This is a genomic window from Arsenophonus apicola, from assembly GCF_020268605.1.
GTDB classification, from domain to species: Bacteria; Pseudomonadota; Gammaproteobacteria; order Enterobacterales; family Enterobacteriaceae; genus Arsenophonus; species Arsenophonus apicola.
The window spans coordinates 3,273,889-3,293,071 of record NZ_CP084222.1 but is presented as its reverse complement, the minus strand read 5'-3'; the positions used below and the strand labels follow the sequence as shown (position 1 = coordinate 3,293,071).

Annotated in this window: 15 protein-coding genes; 6 read left to right on the top strand and 9 right to left on the bottom strand. The window is 36.8% G+C overall.

The window, feature by feature from the left end:
* Positions 1–211 precede the first annotated feature (211 nt).
* Entirely contained in the window at positions 212–1,612 is a 1,401-nt protein-coding gene (locus tag LDL57_RS15530; RefSeq protein ID WP_180559094.1) for a nucleobase:cation symporter-2 family protein, read from the bottom strand.
* A gap of 633 nt (positions 1,613–2,245) precedes the next feature.
* Here LDL57_RS15530 and LDL57_RS15525 point away from each other — a divergent pair.
* The 5 genes from LDL57_RS15525 (at position 2,246) to LDL57_RS15505 (ending at position 7,193) form a co-directional block, all read left to right on the top strand.
* Positions 2,246–4,195, top strand: a complete 1,950-nt coding sequence (locus LDL57_RS15525) for a glutamate synthase small subunit GltD family protein (protein WP_225506672.1) — start codon at positions 2,246–2,248, stop codon at positions 4,193–4,195.
* Between the two features lie 567 nt (positions 4,196–4,762).
* The gene (locus LDL57_RS15520; protein ID WP_180559092.1) at positions 4,763–4,993 is read left to right on the top strand and encodes a helix-turn-helix domain-containing protein; all 231 of its coding nucleotides are present in this window, start codon (positions 4,763–4,765) and stop codon (positions 4,991–4,993) included.
* Positions 4,994–5,214: 221 nt separating this feature from the next.
* Positions 5,215–5,652, top strand: a complete 438-nt coding sequence (locus LDL57_RS15515; RefSeq protein ID WP_180559091.1) for a hypothetical protein — start codon at positions 5,215–5,217, stop codon at positions 5,650–5,652.
* Between the two features lie 53 nt (positions 5,653–5,705).
* A complete protein-coding gene (locus LDL57_RS18215) occupies positions 5,706–5,912 on the top strand; it encodes a helix-turn-helix transcriptional regulator (protein ID WP_180559090.1) in 207 nt (68 codons plus the stop codon).
* Positions 5,913–5,921: 9 nt separating this feature from the next.
* Complete coding sequence (locus tag LDL57_RS15505; RefSeq protein ID WP_180559089.1) at positions 5,922–7,193, top strand: cytosine permease; 1,272 nt, start codon at positions 5,922–5,924, stop codon at positions 7,191–7,193.
* Between the two features lie 106 nt (positions 7,194–7,299).
* On the opposite strand, the gene LDL57_RS15500 is transcribed toward LDL57_RS15505, so the two are convergent.
* The 8 genes from LDL57_RS15500 to fdhD form a co-directional block, all read right to left on the bottom strand.
* Complete coding sequence (locus tag LDL57_RS15500) at positions 7,300–7,725, bottom strand: GNAT family N-acetyltransferase (protein ID WP_180559088.1); 426 nt, start codon at positions 7,723–7,725, stop codon at positions 7,300–7,302.
* A gap of 930 nt (positions 7,726–8,655) precedes the next feature.
* Positions 8,656–9,396, bottom strand: a complete 741-nt coding sequence (locus tag LDL57_RS15495; RefSeq protein ID WP_180559087.1) for a cell envelope integrity TolA family protein — start codon at positions 9,394–9,396, stop codon at positions 8,656–8,658.
* Between the two features lie 57 nt (positions 9,397–9,453).
* A complete protein-coding gene (locus LDL57_RS15490) occupies positions 9,454–10,269 on the bottom strand; it encodes a TonB-dependent receptor domain-containing protein (RefSeq protein ID WP_233458128.1) in 816 nt (271 codons plus the stop codon).
* A 131-nt stretch (positions 10,270–10,400) separates the two neighbouring features.
* A complete protein-coding gene (locus tag LDL57_RS15485) occupies positions 10,401–11,435 on the bottom strand; it encodes a hypothetical protein (RefSeq protein WP_180559086.1) in 1,035 nt (344 codons plus the stop codon).
* Between the two features lie 12 nt (positions 11,436–11,447).
* Positions 11,448–12,596 (bottom strand): TonB-dependent receptor plug domain-containing protein, encoded by a 1,149-nt coding sequence (locus LDL57_RS15480; RefSeq protein WP_225506668.1) that lies wholly within the window; start codon positions 12,594–12,596, stop codon positions 11,448–11,450.
* 35 nt (positions 12,597–12,631) lie between these two features.
* Positions 12,632–13,990 carry a surface lipoprotein assembly modifier gene (locus LDL57_RS15475; RefSeq protein WP_180559084.1) on the bottom strand — a complete coding sequence of 453 codons (1,359 nt, stop codon included), beginning with the start codon at positions 13,988–13,990 and terminating at the stop codon, positions 12,632–12,634.
* A 63-nt stretch (positions 13,991–14,053) separates the two neighbouring features.
* A complete protein-coding gene (locus LDL57_RS15470) occupies positions 14,054–14,794 on the bottom strand; it encodes a Slam-dependent surface lipoprotein (RefSeq protein ID WP_180559083.1) in 741 nt (246 codons plus the stop codon).
* A gap of 347 nt (positions 14,795–15,141) precedes the next feature.
* Complete coding sequence (gene fdhD, locus LDL57_RS15465) at positions 15,142–15,945, bottom strand: formate dehydrogenase accessory sulfurtransferase FdhD (RefSeq protein WP_225507548.1); 804 nt, start codon at positions 15,943–15,945, stop codon at positions 15,142–15,144.
* A 186-nt stretch (positions 15,946–16,131) separates the two neighbouring features.
* Between fdhD and fdnG the strand changes: the two genes are divergently transcribed.
* On the top strand, positions 16,132–19,179 hold the full coding sequence (fdnG, locus tag LDL57_RS15460; protein WP_180559081.1) for a formate dehydrogenase-N subunit alpha: 3,048 nt from the start codon (positions 16,132–16,134) through the stop codon (positions 19,177–19,179).
* Positions 19,180–19,183 lie beyond the last annotated feature (4 nt).

The window sequence follows — 19,183 nt, the reverse complement described above, 5'->3', positions numbered from 1 at the left end:
AAGACAGGGGGTTAGTCTTGATTGCTATGAGATTGACAGATAATGCTATTGAGTTGGCCTTACAACTTAGCCTCAGTTTAAGTATGTCACCTATAACAAAGGCTAGTAAAAACAGCGAACCCAATACTGGTTCAAATCTGGGGATATGGCTTATATATTAATGATTAATCCGTTAATGAGTAGATGTATTGGTAAATTGTCCATTTTTTGTCTAATTTTCCTGATCCTTCTCGGTTTTTTTCATTGATAACCATCGCTTTATTGCTCTTATCGGAGCATATTGTGATGAAGGATCTGTTTCTTTTATGGGCGCGGACGATGCCTTGTTGAGCGTTAAATTAGCTAAAATAGCGATCACTGTGCCTATGGTAATGCCGCTATGAAGGAACATTTGCATCATGCTAGGAAATCCTTCAAATAAATGTGGCACCATGATAGGCATCAGGCCTAAACCTAATGTTAATGCCACCACCATTTCGTTATTATTATGTCGATAGGTAATACTGCTGAGTGTGCGAATTCCCGATACGGCGACCATACCAAACATAATGACGCCGGCCCCGCCCAATATCGGTTTAGGAATTGCCACAACCAGTGCCGCCATTTTGGCAAACATGCCCATTAAAATAAGGAGCACACCCGATACAGAGACCACGAAGCGGCTACGCACACCAGTAAGACCAATCAACCCAACATTTTGTGCAAACGCAGCATAAGGAAAAAGATTAAACAGCCCTCCTACCATAGTTGCAATACCGCAGGCGTTGAGACCGTTACGTAAAGTGGTAGCATCGGCCTTTTTGTCAACCATATCACCAATCATTATCATTGATGACATGGTTTCTATCATCACTACCACCATAACCATAGACAACAATGCGACTGGAATAATGTGAAATTCTGGCTTAGCCAGCCACATGATTTTGGGAAAATTAACCCAAGGCGTTGAATTAACGAAATGAAAATCAAGGGGCAGAAAGAAACTCCAAATAACCGTACCACCTATTAAACCAAGAAGCACCGCAATATTTTTAATCATTCCAGTCATAAAATGATAAATATGAAGAATAATAATGAGTGTCAGTGCCGCCATGACAAGCGGAAGAATGCCCCCATTATTGCCGCTAATAATCCAATTGCCTGCTACCGGCATCAGTGAAAGTCCAATCAGTGTTACAATCGAACCCATGACAACTTTAGGGAAAAAGCGCACAAGATGGCATATCCAGGGTGAGCATATCAGCGTGAATAATCCCGCGATAATTACGGCGCCGGAAATGCCGCTAATGCCATACTGTTTACCGATTAGTATCATGGGAACCAGTGCGGCAAATGTGCAGCCTTGCACTAATGGCAAGCGACAGCCAATCCATGAGCCAAAGCCGAAGGATTGGGCAATGGTCGCTATACCACAGATAAACAGATCAGTACTAATTAATAGAATAATTTGCTCAACGGGTAAGCCAACAGCATTACCGATAACTAATGGAACGGCGACTGCGCCTGCATACATCACTAAGACATGTTGCAGCCCGTAAAGTATCATTTGCCCAATGGGCAGGACTTCGTTAACTGGGGCTGATTGGTGCTTGGAGAGAACAGATCCTTTCATAAAGTTACATCACTCCTGTTGGTGAGTACTTCGTTAACCGGGCTGATCGGTGTTTGGAAAGAACAGTTAATGTGCATATTAGAACAGTATTTGGCATACAAACTAATCTAAATTGATCCAATCAGCATTTCAGCAAATATCAATAACTATGCGTAACCCATGCCAATATGAATAAAGAGGTAAAAGTGTTGGTGTCATTCGTGAATTAAGTCACGTTTTGTTGGTGGCTAGGCTGGGGAATGGCAAAGTATTGTTAAAAACGGACCAGATAATCATATTTTATACTTGAGGCTAATTCTCATCTTGAGAATATAAGAAAAGTGGCTGATTACGACTATTTGTTTTCAACTTAGTGTTAAAGCTGTGAGCGATATTATTTGGATCAGCGGCAAAATTTACTTTTATCTGGCTTTTACTAGTCGAAAAGCGATATTTTCTTGTTTCACTGTGATACGTGATTCTCAAAGTGAGAATACTTTATGACAAAAAAATGAAGAGTGCTAAACATGATAAAGGCAACTTTTTGATGTAAATCGCAAAATTCTAAGTTAAGCATAAATTATTAAAAAAGTTTGCCCAATTATTGCATCCTTATTGGAACAATATACCTGAGCTTACCAGCTAGGAGAGCGAATGAATAAAATGATTATTGCTGATCCAAGTGAATGCATCGGTTGTCATGTTTGTGAAATTGCCTGTGTGGTTGCTCATAATCATCAATGTTGGCCACGGAGCACACGTGAATTTGTCCCGCGTATCAGAGTATTGAACGAGGCAAAAAACAGTATTGCGGTAACCTGCCGTCATTGTAATAACGCACCTTGTATTACCAGTTGTCCGGTGAATGCATTATCTTTTGTTAACGCAACCGTTCAGCTTGATCAAACTCGCTGTATCGGTTGTAAAAGTTGCATTATAGCCTGCCCGTTCGGCGCTATTGATATGGTACTGGCAGTGGATTCAGATATCGTCCTGGCGCAAAAATGTGATATGTGTCAGACAATAAATACAGGCCAGCCAGCTTGTGTGACACATTGTCCCACGCAAGCATTAAGGATTGTTGATGAGCAGACGTTGTTAACTTTGCGCCAAGAGAGACAACAAAGGACGATAGATAGCAGAGATTTTCGCCAGTTCGAAAAACAGCCGCAGCGTAAACAGATATTAAATAAGCCGCTGCGAAAAGGGGCGCAGAAAGTTTCTGCTCAACAACGTATTCAGCATTTTGTCGAGATTTATATTGGACTTGATGAGCAGCAAGCTCTTTATGAAAGCACACGTTGCCTCTATTGCGCACAAAAAGCGTATTGCAACTTAACATGCCCTTTACATAACCACATTCCAGATTTCATTCAGTTAGTCAGTAAAGGAAACATTATGGACGCGGTGGAATTATGCCATCAGTCTAGTTCTTTACCAGAAATATGTGGTCGTGTTTGCCCACAAGATAGGTTATGTGAAGGAGCATGTACTCTGAAACAACATAGTGGATCGGTCGCTATTGGAAATTTGGAGCGCTATATTACTGACACTGCACTGGCACAAGGCTGGCGACCAAATTTATCGCAAGTAATTCCGCGTTCGGAACGAGTAGCGATAATCGGTGCAGGACCTTCTGGTCTAGGTTGTGCTGATATCCTCGCACGAGCGGGGGTTAAGGCTGATGTGTATGAGCGTCATCCCGAGATCGGTGGATTACTAACTTTTGGTATCCCCCCTTTCAAACTTGATAAGCAGTTATTGAGCTCAAGACGCAATATCTTCAGTGAGATGGGTATTCAGTTTCATCTTAATTGCGAAATTGGTCAGGATATCCCTTTCTCTACGTTGACTAATGATTATGATGCTATTTTCCTCGGTACAGGAACGTATGGTTTGATGAACATTGGGTTGGAAAATGAGCATGCGCCAGGCGTGATACAGGCGCTAGATTTTTTGACGGCCAGCACGCGGCAGGTGATGGGATTAGACGATGATCCTCGCTATCCTTGGGTTGATATAACCGATAAAAAAGTGGTGGTGGTAGGAGGCAGTGATACTGCAATGGATTGTCTGCGTACGGCAGTACGACTTAATGCTGCCAGTGTAACCTGTGCTTATCGACGCAATGAAGCTAGCATGCCTGGTTCGAAAAAAGAGGTGATTAATGCACGAGAAGAAGGTGTTGAATTCTTATTTAACGTTTCAGCTCAGCACATTGTGCTAGATGATACTGGAAAAGTATCAGCAGTAAAACTTACGCGTGTTCAGTTGGCGGAGCCAGGTAAAGATGGACGGCGAAGACTGCAACTGATTGCCGGCTCAGAATTTGAACTGGCGGTCGATGTGTTAATCATTGCTTTTGGTTTTCAGCCACATGATATGCCATGGTTACAGGGACACAATATTAACCTTGATGATTGGGGTTTGATCCAAACCGGCGGTCAAGGACGTTTGTTGACACAAACTAGCAACGATAAAATATTTGCCGGTGGAGATGCCGTGCATGGTGCAGATTTAGTTGTAACGGCAATGGCGGCGGACCGACAGGCTGCGCGGGACATGCTTAAATTGTTCGATCGAAAAGTATCTAACAACCAATAAGTGACTAAATTGGCATTGATGAATATCAAAGTGGATAAAAATGGGTAATTGTTTGAATGGTTGACTGATTATAAAGGTTTAATGGATTAAGAGGTTTTGCTCGCAGATAAATATATTAAAATGTTAATTCATTAATTAAATCAATAAAAATGAAAAAATTTAATATTTTTAAAATTAGTTTTTAATTATCAGGCTAGCAGAAAAAGCGGAAATCAGGCCAAGGGACTAGCATAATCTAACAGTAAAACCGTGATGTTAAATTAACAACATACTATTTGATAAAATAAATATATGAAGACAATTTTGCACTTTTACGTAAAGTTGTAAATTGTTTAATTAACTATTGAGTCATAATTCGTAATCAGCTAAAGTAATATCGTTATTGGTAGACGCTAATAACCGAGGTTTTGCAGCCTTGTTCACTAACACACTGGTAAAAAGTTTTACCAGTGCTACTTGTAGCGCCCTTTATGGCGGTTCAGGTAGGGGAGCCGAAAGGCTCGCCGGAGTTAGTGCCGGTCTGCAAACCTTATCTGGATCGCCTCCAAAAGAAAAGGGATAGTAAAAATGCTTGATTTTAGCTATAACTGGCACGGCGCTAACTTTGTTGCTGCATTACAAGAAAATATAACTCTATCATCTATTTCCCATAAATTCGGATTAAACTCAAAGATACTAAAAAATAGACTTATTCGCCTTTTTTCAATGGGTGAAAAGTGTATTATTGCTGCTTTAGAGCCTCATCCATCTGCAATCTTGTCAAGTTATTATTGCGATAGCATAAAAGCTTTCCAATAGAAGCATTGATATTGAATGTATTACTTAATAAAAAAATTATTTTGCTGTGAACGACTATTTCGATTTAATAATCTTAATGTTATTTTTTAATGTGAGAAAGAAAGTTAAAATTTAGGATTATAAAATTAAATATTTTTTGAAAAAAAACTATTTTCAAATCCATCTTATCACCTTATGAAATTACATATGATATTATTTACCTAAGTTATTAAGAGGTGTTGATGAGCAATAATATCAATGATAAATCCATTAATATTATCGATTCAATTATTACGATGGTAGAAAATCTAGATGAACCTTGGGGAATTAAAAGTATAAAGTCAGAACATATTTATATGAATAATTCTGCTCGTCTCTTCACAAATACACCAAAAAATTTTTCTATCGAAGGTAAAATGGATAAAGCATTTCCTACTACTTGGAGTGAATTATTTCAGGTGTTTAAAGAACATGACGAATTAACGAAAATTGAATCTTCTACGACGAGAGTAATTGAAATAGATTACTGGAATGGGAGTCCAATCTTAATACCTTATATCAGTGAAAAAATACCTATTTTAAATAAAGATAAACAATGTATTGCAATTTTATGGAATGCAAAAAAAATACTTAATATAAACCCATTGATCTATCATGAAAAAAAGCTGTCAATATATTAAAAACTTATCAAGAAAGCTGTTTTTTTTCCAAACGAGAACTTGAAATAATATTTTTGCTTCAACAAAGACTCGGTAGTAAAGAAATAGCGAAATATTTAAACCTCTCACCTATAACAGTAAATCATAAATTACAGGTTATTTATCAAAAAACGGGTGTTAATTCAGCCAGACAACTTATTGAATACTGTAAAACTTATTCTCTTGATAACTTTATACCTGAACGTTTTTTAACTCCAGGTGTTCTTTTCATAACAAAGTGAATTAATTATATGAACTTAATAGATAACTATCCAACAAGTCGTGTTCCCACTAATATACGTTTATCATTTCTGAGTGTTACATTAGTTCATGCTGGAATGTTAACTGCGTTAGATCAATTTATGCTAGGCGCAGTACTAGGTAATTCAATGACTTTAACTGACGCTTTTTTAGCTATTTTCATTAGTAGTATTATTTTTGGCGTTATTACCTTTGCTTTAGGCTTTGCGGGAATGAAAGAAGGGTTATCCAGTAGTCTTTTAGCCAGATGGTGTGGTTTTGGGCGTATTGGTTCAGTTTTGGTCAGCCTTACAATAGCCATTAGCTTGGTCGGTTGGTTTGGAGTACAAAATGCTGTCTTTGCTAAAGGACTTAATTATGCTTTAGGCAATAAATTAGGCTTTGAATGGTCAGCTACATTATCTGGTTTATTTTTGACGATCTTAGTTGCTTTTGGTTTTAAAGCATTACGATTTACTGCTTGGATTGCGGTTCCTTTTTTTGTCATCGTGATTTTATTTATCTCAGCAGGAATTCTTGAGCATCATAATATGATGGATTTGATTCAGTCAGTTCCTAGTGGTGAAACGATAACCTTATCTTCTGCAATTACTTTAATCATGGGAGGATGTATCGTTGCCACTCTTATTACGCCAGATATGAGTCGATACTCAAAAAATAGTCGTCAGGTATTTTGGATGGTTATGGTATCAATTATTCTTGGTGAATTTGTTATTAATGGACTGGCAATATTATTAGCCAGGGCACAAAATACGGCAGATGTCGTAACCATTATGACGCAAACGGCTGGAGGTATTGGTTTATTAGTAGTCATCTTTTCTACTTTGCGGGTTAATGATATTAATCTTTATTCATCGTCATTGAGTATTGCCAATTCAATTTCAATATTGACGGGCAAAAAAGTTAATTACACAATTCTGACTTTATCCATTGGTATTATTGGTACAACTCTTTCTGTTTTAGGTATTTTAGACAGGTTTGTTGGTTTTTTGACTATTCTTGGGGTTATTTTTCCGCCAATAGTTGGTGTTATGCTAACGGATTATTTTATTATAAAGACTCATAGAAATATTCTTAAGGAAACGCTACAAGGGGAGAAAATCCCAGCCAATAAAGATACACCTTTAATTGGTTGGAATGCTGTTTTCGCCTGTGTAATAGCCAGTATTCTTGGCATAACAGTGGAAACAGGTATACCAACGGTTAATTCTCTCCTCGCTGCAAGTATTATTTACGGTTTATTAAGTATAATTAAAAGATAAATAACAGTTAACAACGGAAAAAATTGTAATAATGGCGACCACTCATAACATAATTAGCTGGTCGCTCCAAATAGTAATAGTAGATTAGTCGTTACAGTTAACCCATTTAGCAAACATCTGTGCTTTTAAGCGGCTTTGATAAATAATAGCGGGTGTAACAGTGTGCAAATTTGTCTAAGTGGCCATATTCCTTATAGCCTAATTTTTTATAAAAATTAACAGCTTGAAAGTCAAAAGTATCAACATAGGCCATATGGCACTTTCTTTTTATTGCTTCATTTTCTGCTTTATTCATTAAATCTTTTCCAAAGCCCTTTTTTCGGTAGTTTTCTGCTATCCATAGATATTGGATATCTAAGCCACCCCACCATGTTCTGGCAATCAAGCCACCAACAATGTTTTCATTATCCATTAAAGTCACTCTTAGCGGATGCATATCTACAGTGGTAAAGTTGGAGTTATGTTTCCACAGACTATCGATGATAGTATTTTCTTCTGCAATATTTTCTTTATCGGTAAGTATAAATTTCATATTAGTATCATCCTTGTTGTTTGTTGCTAAAAAATATTTTTAAATTTTGTGTATATCAATTAGTTATTCATGTTATAAATCTTTTTTATCATGTTTTTTTAGTTTTTAATCAATGAATTGATGATGTTAGATTTTTTATATATTTTAAGGTTTTATGTTAATTTTAGGTTTAGTTTTATCTTTCAATCATCGTGTTATTTTACTGGCATTAAAGTAATTTGGTTTATTCTATTAGCAGAAAATCACCTAATAATCAAGGCTAATTATTAACCTTTTTTATAACTTAGAATTTGTTTAATGTAGTTAACAAAAGAAGATATAACAGCTTTGTTTTTATTATAAGTTTAGCGGTTTTTTATTTAAAAATCTTATAGTTAGTTTAAAGGCTTTTGCCAATACCAGGGTATATTTATATTTTAAATTTAAAAAACGATGGAGAAAATAGAGGTACGGATATATTGATTCTAACGAGGTAAATTTAAGTTAGCAAAAATAAAACCAGGAATAACCGTTTTTGACGATGAAAAAATATTAATAATAAAGCTAAGGGATGTATAAATAACATAAAAGGGATTAATTTATCGATTTTATATCGATACAAGTAATGAAATACTAATGGGCAAAGTAGTAAAAGTAATCATTATTAAATGATCGTACAAGTATGTGATATTTACTAAGTAGAATAAACAGTTAAAAAAAATAATAAATTTAGTCTTAATTTCAGTAAGTTAATCGACATCAAAAACGCACTTCTTTCCTTGTTGTGCGTTTTATTTTTTTATCAATTAATGGTAGCTGTGTTGGCTCAGTTAACAACGGCACAGTCGGCCACGGTTAAAACAGATCCTAGTTGAATTCTTGTAGGTACTCACTCTTCATTTAGTTCAAAAAGAGATTAAAATGTAGGTTGCTTATTAAGTAGTATTATATTTAATTTCTATCTAGGTTGAACTCTACTTCGGTACTCATGGTTGAACTTATATGAACAGGCTTAGGTCCGATCGAACGACTCTTTGCAATGGCCGTTAATGCGGCCTTATCAAGGGTATTGAAACCAGAAGAGCGAATGATTTTAGCGTCATATAAGCTACCGTCAGTATTAATATTAAATTGTAATAATACTCGCCCACGATGGCGTTTTTTTCTGGCTTGACGGGGATATATTTTATTGCGCTCAATTTCTTGTTTGACTAGTGAATAATAGCGTTCACCTTCTTTTTGTTCACCTACCTTTATTTGAGAAGGATCATGATTTAGAGCCCCGCCTTGCATGGTGGTGTCATTATTGCCGTTGAAATTCTCTGCGGGATAAACCGATGGATTCTTATTCTTATTTATTTCCTTCTTGGTTTCTGAGAAAGTTTTATTATTAGTTTTTTTGACCGCTGTTATTTTCTTTTTATTATTGATTTTTTCTTGTTTCTGCTCAACGGCTAGTACTGGATTTACTGGTGAATCAGGTAGAATAATTGGTAGCGATTCACTAGAAGATCTATTTATTTCTGATGTAGTTTCTATACTGGCTGAGATCAAGGTAATTGTTGTATTAGGAGAAATATTATGGTGACTGGCTAATGTCGGCGTAGAATTAGCCGAAGTCGATAAGCACAGCCATATTAAAGCAATATGTAAAATAATAGATAATACAATATAAGCTAACAGTCTTATCATAATTTTTTATCTCAATATTTTAGTTGGTTTAATATGGTTGTGTTATTGTTTATTTAATTAAAACTTACTATTAAAACTAAGTTTAAAAGTTCTTCCCGGAGCAGGCATCATAGAGCGAGTTAACGGGTCGAGATAATATTCATCAGTTAAATTGGTTCCGGTTAATTCTACTGACATATTGTCATTAATTTTATAATCCACATAGGCATCAATTGTAAAAATTGGATCCCAACGCATTGGATTATTATTCGTACCTAAATAGGAATTAGGTTTAATTATCATCAAATGCTTTTCATCACGATTTTCTGCTTTACTATGATAGGTAAATCGACTGCCAATTTTGATTTTTTTATCCCATAAACGAGCACCTAAATTCATATTCAGGGAGTATTTAGGTTGAATTGCAGTACGTAAAAAACCACCCGGAAAACCACCATCAATACATTCTGGAATATTGTGTTGATTATAAGGATCTAAATAATGACTGGTATTAAGATCACAAACTTTATTTTTTATATTATAAACGTAACTAATATCACTAAAAATAAAATCATTATCATAACGCGTCTGTATTTCAATACCGGATAATAACTGTCTATCCATTTGGGTAAAATTATATGCCATATCACGATCGAATACGTTTTCTATCGTGGTGTCAAAATAGATTAATTTAATATCAGCGTGTTTTTCTGTTTTTAATAGATTTGCCAAATTATAGTGAATACCAAATTCTTGTGTTTTAGCGCGTTCCGGTTTGGTTTTTTCACCCATAACAATTCGACGTTCGTCGGAAAAGCCAACGCCGTCTTCATATAAGCTGGGCATTCTGACTGATTCGGCATAACGAAGATAAACACTTAAATCATCCGTGATCGATATGCCCGCTGAGAGGACAGGGGCAATACCGTGATCTTTGCGTTTTTTCTCTTTTTGCCATAGCGTGTCTTCTGGCCGAGCAACAAGAATTTTATCCCCATCTGTAATCTGATCAGAATAATAGCGTTTTACCGTTTTCCAGTTTTAGCATCAATCGTTTCTTCATCTATATTTATTTTACCGTTAAAGAAAGGGTTATCCTTTTTATGCAATTTTCCATCGTTAGGGTTGTAAAGTAAGGTAATCGATTTTGGTCGATAATTGGTTCCATTTATATCGGGTTTTTGCACTTGCTTGTTAGTACCTATCTGAATCAGGTATTCATCTTGTTGTGTATACTGTTTTCTTGTTGCCAGCGTTAGCTCGATACGTTGTTTTTTTAATTTATCGATATTGTTTGTTAGCGCTATTTTTTGCTGCTCATTAAGTTGATTTTTATTATCGGCTAAGGCCTCTGTTAATCGAGCTATTTCTGTCTTATAAATATGGTGTTTGTTGGCAGCTAGTTTTTTTATTCGTTTCTTCCAGTCATCGGCATAAGCATCATTGTCATAATCTTGTTGATTAACTGATTGAAAAAAGGGTACATTATAGCCGGCAAGATAGCCGCTCTTTTGGTAGCCGCTTATTTTTTCAGTTCTTTTTCTATTGACTAGATCATCAATTGACCAATAAGTCACATAATTGGCGCCGGCGGAGAAAGTTAAGAATTCCACCGGTTGCCAGTCGAATTTAAACCCCAGTTGATACTCTTGCCGACGGCCTTCTTTGCCTGGATATTGGAAATAACTAACCCTTACACCAGTATATTCCGTATGGTTAATTAATTTTTCATTCTGAAAGCGGCCGTTCAGGGTAAGATTTAAATTAGGTGTCAGGGTAAATATATTACTAATGTCCAAACCCCAGCGATTATTTTCATTACTATTATTAGCGCTATTGATTAAACTACCATCAATAGTGGGATTTTTAATTGCGGTGCCAAACTTATAGAAGGTGTTAGTATCCCAATCAGCATCTCTGTCCTTTGGGGCTCTTGGGTAGCCGCCTGCACTATTGGTATTTGCATCAGTATGATTAAACCAAGCACTCAGATAAAAATCGAACCATCGACTATCAAGCGGTTGGTATTTAAGGCTGGCACTACCGGCTTTTTGGTGCACCTGAGCTAAAGGTCATTGCGGAACCAAATTATGTTCGACATCAACAAAACCCAGTCGAGAGGGCATAATATCACCAAATTCCAGTCGGGAATCGCGATAAGTAAAATTAACCGTTAAATCATCAGCCAGATGCCAATTATTTTTTAGCAACAGCGATTTCATCATGTTGGACGTGTTAGGCACTTCTTTGCCTGGATGATAAATATTGGCAACAAAAGGCATATAAGGATCGATTATTATTCTAGGGTTGGTAAATTCTTTTTTCTTCTCATTAGTAAGCGAATAACGATAACGATTTGCTCCCCTGGTACCGGCAAAATAGTTGCCTTTATTGCGATAACTTGAGGCCAGCAATAAATCAAATTTCTCTTGGCGCAAGCCAATGGCAACCCGATAAGCATAATCATCCAAACCGCCTAATTTTCTATCATGGTAATGATGGGGATGGATATTGATTAAAGGATCATCAAATAAAAAGGCATAAGATTTCATTCCTCCAGGAAGATTACGATAGTCCTCGCCTAATGGTAAATTTTTGAGTTGCGGCTTAATCGCGTTATTGCTACCTTCTAATTTAACCGCGAAACCAAAGTTTTCATTTGCTGGCAGAATGTCATTAATATTAATTGTTTTAATAGTAATGCCACCGCCGATCGAACTTTTAATATGACGTGATAGCGAAGGCCCTTTTTCAATTTCAATTGAACTAATTAAATTAGGATCAAGATAGTTTCGGTTATTGGCACCATTGTAGCCACGGGTTACTGTAATTGATTGCTCAGTACCATCGACAGTTAAGGGGATCCGTCCTTGCCCTTGAATGCCACGAATATTGGGATCGATTGCCGCGCCATTACGTGCTTCACCGCTATATACACCCGGCGTAGATTGAAACAGATCGGCAGGGGAAGCCCCCTTGAAACGTTCTATCATCTCTTTGCCAATATAAATGTTGGAAATATTTTTATCGTAGATATTGTCATAACCATGTTCATCTTGTTGTGACATATCAGAAACCTGAATTTTACCTAAATGTTTTTTTTCCGTGTTTGCTTGCTTGTCCGAAGATGGCTGTTCAGCATAGCTAATAGCGGGGATAATTAAAGTAGCAAGTGATATAGCAAATGCTATCGGTTTTTGGCGGCAGTTTAAAAAATACATGATTTCCTTACCTAAAATAATTTTTAAATTAACAATCAAAAATAACGTTCAAAATTGAGTTGCAGATCGTTTTTTTGATAGCGATAAAGCCAGCCGACATTGCTATTATTGTTGCGATGAAAAAAGGTAATAGAGGGTGTGAAGCCAATAATTTTTATGGTTAGTTTTAATTTAATTGCATAGATCCATTCTGTATCACGTCGCTTGGCACCTAATCGCTTATCAAAATGTTTAAATTGATGTTGATTCCAAAGTGATGAAAGACTGGTTTCCAGATAAGGTAATGACCTAAATTTAACGCCGCCACTAATATCATAGCGGTGGTAATCGTTTATTTGCCATTGATGGAAATGTTGGGAAAAACCCAAAGAGAGATACCAATTCATATTGTTGAAAGGATAATTAATGGAAAAAGAAGTTTCGTGCTTCAGGCCATTATTATGTTGTCCTTGGTAATAGTCTTTCCATTTAACTTGGTGATTTAAAACAAAATCTAATTTAGCGGCCATATCAGGATGATAACGCCACTCAATTTTTCCGCCTATTTCATAGGCATTTGGATCTTCTGCCCCTTGTTCATAACCCACTAAGGGGCCGGCTAATAAATAATGGTATGATGATTGAAAATGGTAGCCAGTGTAGATATTAGCTTGATAGCCATTATAGGTGTTGTTTTGCCGATAGATTTGACCATTTGCCGTTAGGCGAATAAAAATCGCATGAGGCTCTTGCAACATAAATGACTGTTGGGTCAAACCGAATAAAGAAAAGCCTGATGAGGTAATTTTTTTCGGCGTTTTACGAGTTAATCGGCAATCACCAGCACTATTTTTTTGTAAGCACTCTGCTGGGCTACCAGGCGATTTATTCAGATTATCTGTTAGGTGGTAACCTAGTGAAAGTGTGGCAAAGAAAGGATTTTTATTATTAACCAGAATGAGAAGATATTTTATTTTTTTCTTAACCAAGTCAGGTAAATCTTGCTGTGCTATTAATTCATTTAATAATGACTTTGCTTTATGATAAATTCGGTTTTCAATATAAATATAACTTAAATCGAGCTTGGCACGCGTAAAGTGAGGATTTATTGTTATCGCCTGGGATAAATAGTGCATAGCAGATTGAGGCTCTCGATTTTTATATGATAAACAAACCTGAATAAAATAGATCAAACTCTTATCGTGATAATTATTTTTTATTAATTTATTTAAATAACCTTCAACTTGTTGCCAATCTTTTTTATTAATAGCAATAAAAATATTAGTAATATAATTTTTATTATTTATTTTATTCACTTGTGTATTATTTATTATCAATGAATTAGCGATAGTTAATTTTATATGAAAAAAATAAGAAATAAATAGGATTATAATTAATCGTTTCCTGTTAGTCATTTTTATTTCCATAACAAAAAAGAGCATAGGGTTTCCATGCTCTTTTTAAATTTAAAAAATCAATTATTGTTTAGTGCCGGCAAAAGCGGTATCTAATTGATGATTATTTTCAAATTGAGTAATACCCGCTAAATAGTTGGCATTATCACCAAAGAAGTGGCCTGTGGTGGTTCCTTCAATTGAATCAGCAGAAGCTTTGCCGCTGAAAGAGCCATTCTCTTTAATATCTGCATCAATATTCATGGTTAATGCACTATGACTAAATGAACCTTTCAAGCTGTTTTCGGCAAAATCTGCGGTTAATTCACCGGTCATAAAACCATTGTTAGAATAATCGTTGATCCCTTTGATAGCATAGGTAGCGGTACCGGCATTTGGCATCTCTGTCGTAATGTCTTTACCGGCATAGTAAGCGGTGTGAGAGGCAGAAGACATATCATTATCTTGTGCCCATTCACCGAAGAAAACATCAACATCGTCCAGTTTGGCAAATGCAAATGAACCCATATTGGGGTGGTGGGAAGAGCTGGTACCACCAAGCTTATAAACGTTATTATCATCTTTGGGAGAGATCATTGCTAAACCGGGAAAGCCGATTTTTTTACTCCCATGTAAATCAGTTAAACCAATAGCGGAATCACCTTTTTTGGCTTTATGAAAGCGATTAGAAGCTTCTTCTATTTCACCAATAATTAGACGATTATCATTAGAGGTATTTGATTTATTATAACCGGTTATTGCCTGGCTAAAGCCAATATATCCAATTAATAGTGTTAGCAAGGTAATAATATTTAATTTCTTCATTTTTAATTCCTTGTAAAAATATTAATTTTTATTTGACAAAAAATGGCATAGACAAATAAAGTTTTGCCTGAAATAAACCTTAAAGTAAAAAAGAACCCAAGTAAATGATAATTATTATCATTTGCTTGTGAGGGAAATAAATATATAACTAAGGAATTTAATAGCGGTATGATTTAATTTTATTTTTTAATATTAGTGGTTATTAAGTATTAAAAATTTAAATTTAAAAATGTGATCTCAATTAAAAAAATAATGCAATAAATAGAAACAAATTATTTTATAAAATATTTGGTTCTATTTATTTAATGATATTTATTGAATGTAAATAATATTTTTAAATTTAATTATTACGTTAAGCGTTCGGGGTAACTAAAAATGGTGGCTTTACCTGGTCGACAAAATCCAACTAACGTTAATTGATAATTTTGTGCCATTTCAACCGCAAGTGAAGTGACGGCTGAGATAGCAAATAGAATTTCTACTCCGCAGGTTGCTGCTTTTTGTACCATTTCATAACTTGCTCTGCTTGAGATTAACACCGCGCCGTTTTGCCTTTTTTCACGGCTTTTCATGCCGATAAGTTTATCAAAGGCAACATGACGGCCGATATCTTCACAGCCTCCAGCTAGCTCGCCGGTTGGGGTTATCCAAGCCGCAGCATGCGTGCAACCGGTTAATTGGCCAATTTTTTGGATCGTATTTAATTGTGATAAAGCCTGATCCAGATAATTTAGTGAAAATGATTGCGTGAAAGGAAGAGGATCAATTGGGCGAAACAGTTGGCTAAGTTGTTCTGTACCACAAATACCGCAGCCAGTACGACCCGTTAGATTGCGTCGTTGTGTTTTCAATGCCATAAACTGGCGAGGTGATAGTTCAATATTTAATTCTATGCCCTTTGAGCCATAGTTATTTATATTGATATCACGAATTTCCTCAACAGATTGGATGATGCCTTCAGACAGTGAAAAACCCAAGGCAAATAGCGTTAAGTCTTTTGGGCTTGCCATCATAACGACATGAGAGATGCCATTGTAGATCATGGCGATAGGAACTTCTTGTGCAACTTTATCCAGATTAAAAAGGTTTAAATTTCCCTTTTTGCAAACTTTTATTTCAGATGCTCCGGTTTTTTCGACATCTTCCTTCATTTCAGTTGCATAAAAATTACTCATTAGCCGAATTCCTAATACTATAATACATTAAAAGAGATTACATTAATTATTATCAATACAATTTAATCCGACAAAAAAGATCGGTATTAAAAATATAATGACCTGTTTTACTTTTTTATCTTATGGAAATCAATGTCAGTAATGTGAATGAGGAGATTTTTAATGCAAGTCAGCAGAAGACAGTTCTTTAAGATCTGTGCTGGCAGTATGGCAGGTACAACGATTGCTGCTTTGGGTTTTGCTCCAACAACAGCATTAGCTTCTGCGCGTCAATATAAACTATTACGTGCTAGGGAAACCCGAAATACCTGTACATACTGTTCAGTTGGTTGTGGATTATTAATGTATAGTCTTGGTGATGGTGCTAAGAATGCCAAAGAAAGCATATTTCACATAGAAGGCGATCCAGACCATCCGGTCAGTCGAGGCGCTTTGTGTCCGAAAGGCGCTGGACTAATCGACTTTATTCATAGTGAAAGTCGTCTGCAATTTCCTGAGTATAGAGCGCCAGGCTCTGATAAGTGGCAGCGTATTAGCTGGCAAGAAGCATTTGATCGGATTGCTAAGTTAATGAAAGCCGATCGGGATGCGAACTTTATTAAAACAGATGCGGCTGGGACAACAGTTAATCGGTGGTTAACAACAGGTATGCTGTGTGCCTCGGCCAGTAGTAACGAAACCGGTTTTATTACCCAGAAATTTTGTCGGGCTCTGGGAATGTTAGCGGTTGATAACCAAGCTCGTGTCTGACATGCGCCAACGGTAGCAAGTCTTGCTCCAACATTTGGTCGCGGTGCCATGACAAACCATTGGGTTGATATTAAAAATGCCGACCTGATCATTGTAATGGGTGGTAATGCGGCGGAAGCTCATCCGGTCGGATTCCGTTGGGCCATCGAAGAAAAAATCCACAATAAAGCCAAGTTGATTGTCATTGATCCGCGTTTTACTCGTACTGCATCAGTGGCAGATTTTTATACTCCTATCCGTTCAGGTACCGATATTACCTTTTTATCTGGTATTATTAATTATTTGATAAATAATAATAAAATTAATAGTGAATATGTACGATCTTATACCAATGCCAATTTAATTGTGCGGGATGATTATCATTTCGACGATGGGTTATTTAGTGGTTATGACGCTAAAAATCGCCAGTATGATAAAACTTCCTGGAATTATGAATTAGATAGCAACGGTTTTGCAAAACGAGATGAATCACTACAACATCCACGTTGTGTTTGGCAGTTACTTAAGTCGCACGTCAATCGATATACAGCAGAAGTGGTCGCCAATATTTGTGGAACTCCACAAGAAGATTTTATCAAGGTTTGTGAATATATTGCTGAAACCAGCGAAAAAGATAAAACCGCTTCTTTTCTCTATGCATTAGGTTGGACACAACATTCCATCGGTGCGCAAAATATTCGCACCATGGCGATGATCCAGCTACTGTTAGGTAATATGGGAATGGCCGGTGGTGGAGTTAATGCTTTACGGGGACATTCCAATATCCAGGGTTTGACCGATCTTGGCCTGCTGTCGCAAAGTTTAACCGGTTATATGACCTTACCATCGGAAAAACATAGCACCTTAGCTAGTTATTTAGCTGCAAATACACCAAAACAGACCCTCCCTGGTCAGGTTAATTATTGGAGTAACTACCCTAAATTTTTTGTTAGTCTAATGAAAACCTTTTATGGCGATAAGGCGCAAAAAGAGAATGATTGGGGCTTTGACTGGTTACCTAAGTGGGATAAAAGTTACGATGTTCTGCAATATTTTGACATGATGAATAAGGGTGAAGTTAATGGCTATATTTGTCAGGGCTTCAATCCACTAGCTTCTTTCCCCAATAAAAATAAAATTATTAGTGCATTGTCCAAATTAAAATTTTTAGTCACTATTGATCCATTAAATACCGAAACCGCTTGTTTCTGGCAAAATCATGGTGAATTTAACGATGTGCAGCCAGCAGAAATCATGACCGAAGTTTTTCGTTTACCCTGCTGCTGTTTTGCCGAGGAAAATGGCTCGATTGTTAATTCCGCTCGTTGGCTACAGTGGCACTGGAAAGGTGCGGATGCACCAGGAGAAGCCCTTGGCGATGGTGAAATTTTAGCCGGAATTTTTCATCGTTTACGTCTGCTTTATCAACAACAAGGTGGCGCAGTACCTGAGCAGTTATTGAACATGCGCTGGAATTATTATGATCCCTATCGTCCAACAGCGGAAGAGATTGCGCAAGAAAGTAATGGTTATGCGTTGGCAGATTTGACTGATACCCAGGGTAATCTTCTGGTAAAAAAAGGTCAGTTACTTTCCGCTTTTGCGCAATTACGCGATGATGGTACCACCAGCAGTGGTTGTTGGATTTTTGCCGGTAGTTGGACGCCGGCGGGTAATCAAATGGCGCGTCGTGATAATGCCGATCCTTCTGGTTTAGGTAATACATTGGGTTGGGCATGGGCTTGGCCAGCTAATCGCCGGATCCTTTATAATCGAGCATCCGCAGATCCAGCTGGTAACCCCTGGGATCCTAAACGTCAATTAATCCAATGGGATGGTAGCAAATGGGCAGGCATTGATATCGCTGATTATAGCACTGCCGCGCCAGATACCGGTGTTGGGCCGTTTATTATGCAACCGGAAGGGTTAGGTCGTTTATTTGCCATAGATAAAATGGCAGAGGGCCCCTTTCCTGAACATTATGAACCTTTTGAAACTCCGTTAGGAACCAATCCTTTACATCCGAATGTTATCTCTAATCCTGCGGCACGCCTATTTGCTGACGATCTTAAAGCATTGGGTAATGCTGAGAAATTTCCTTATGTTGGCACAACTTATCGCTTAACTGAACATTTTCATTTTTGGACAAAACATGCGCATTTGAATGCGGTTATTCAACCCGAACAATTTGTTGAGATTGGTGAACGATTGGCAGAGAAAAAAGGTATCAAAGCAGGCGATGTTGTTAAGGTAAGTTCTAACCGTGGTTATATCAAAGCAAAGGCTGTGGTGACTAAGCGTATCCGTACTTTAAAGGTGGATGGCCGCGAAATTGATACGATTGGTATTCCGATCCATTGGGCTTTTCAAGGATTGACGCGAAAAGGCTTTATTGCCAATACCCTGACGCCATTTGTTGGTGATGCCAATACTCAGACACCTGAGTTTAAAGCGTTTTTGGTTAATGTGGAAAAGGTGTAAGGAG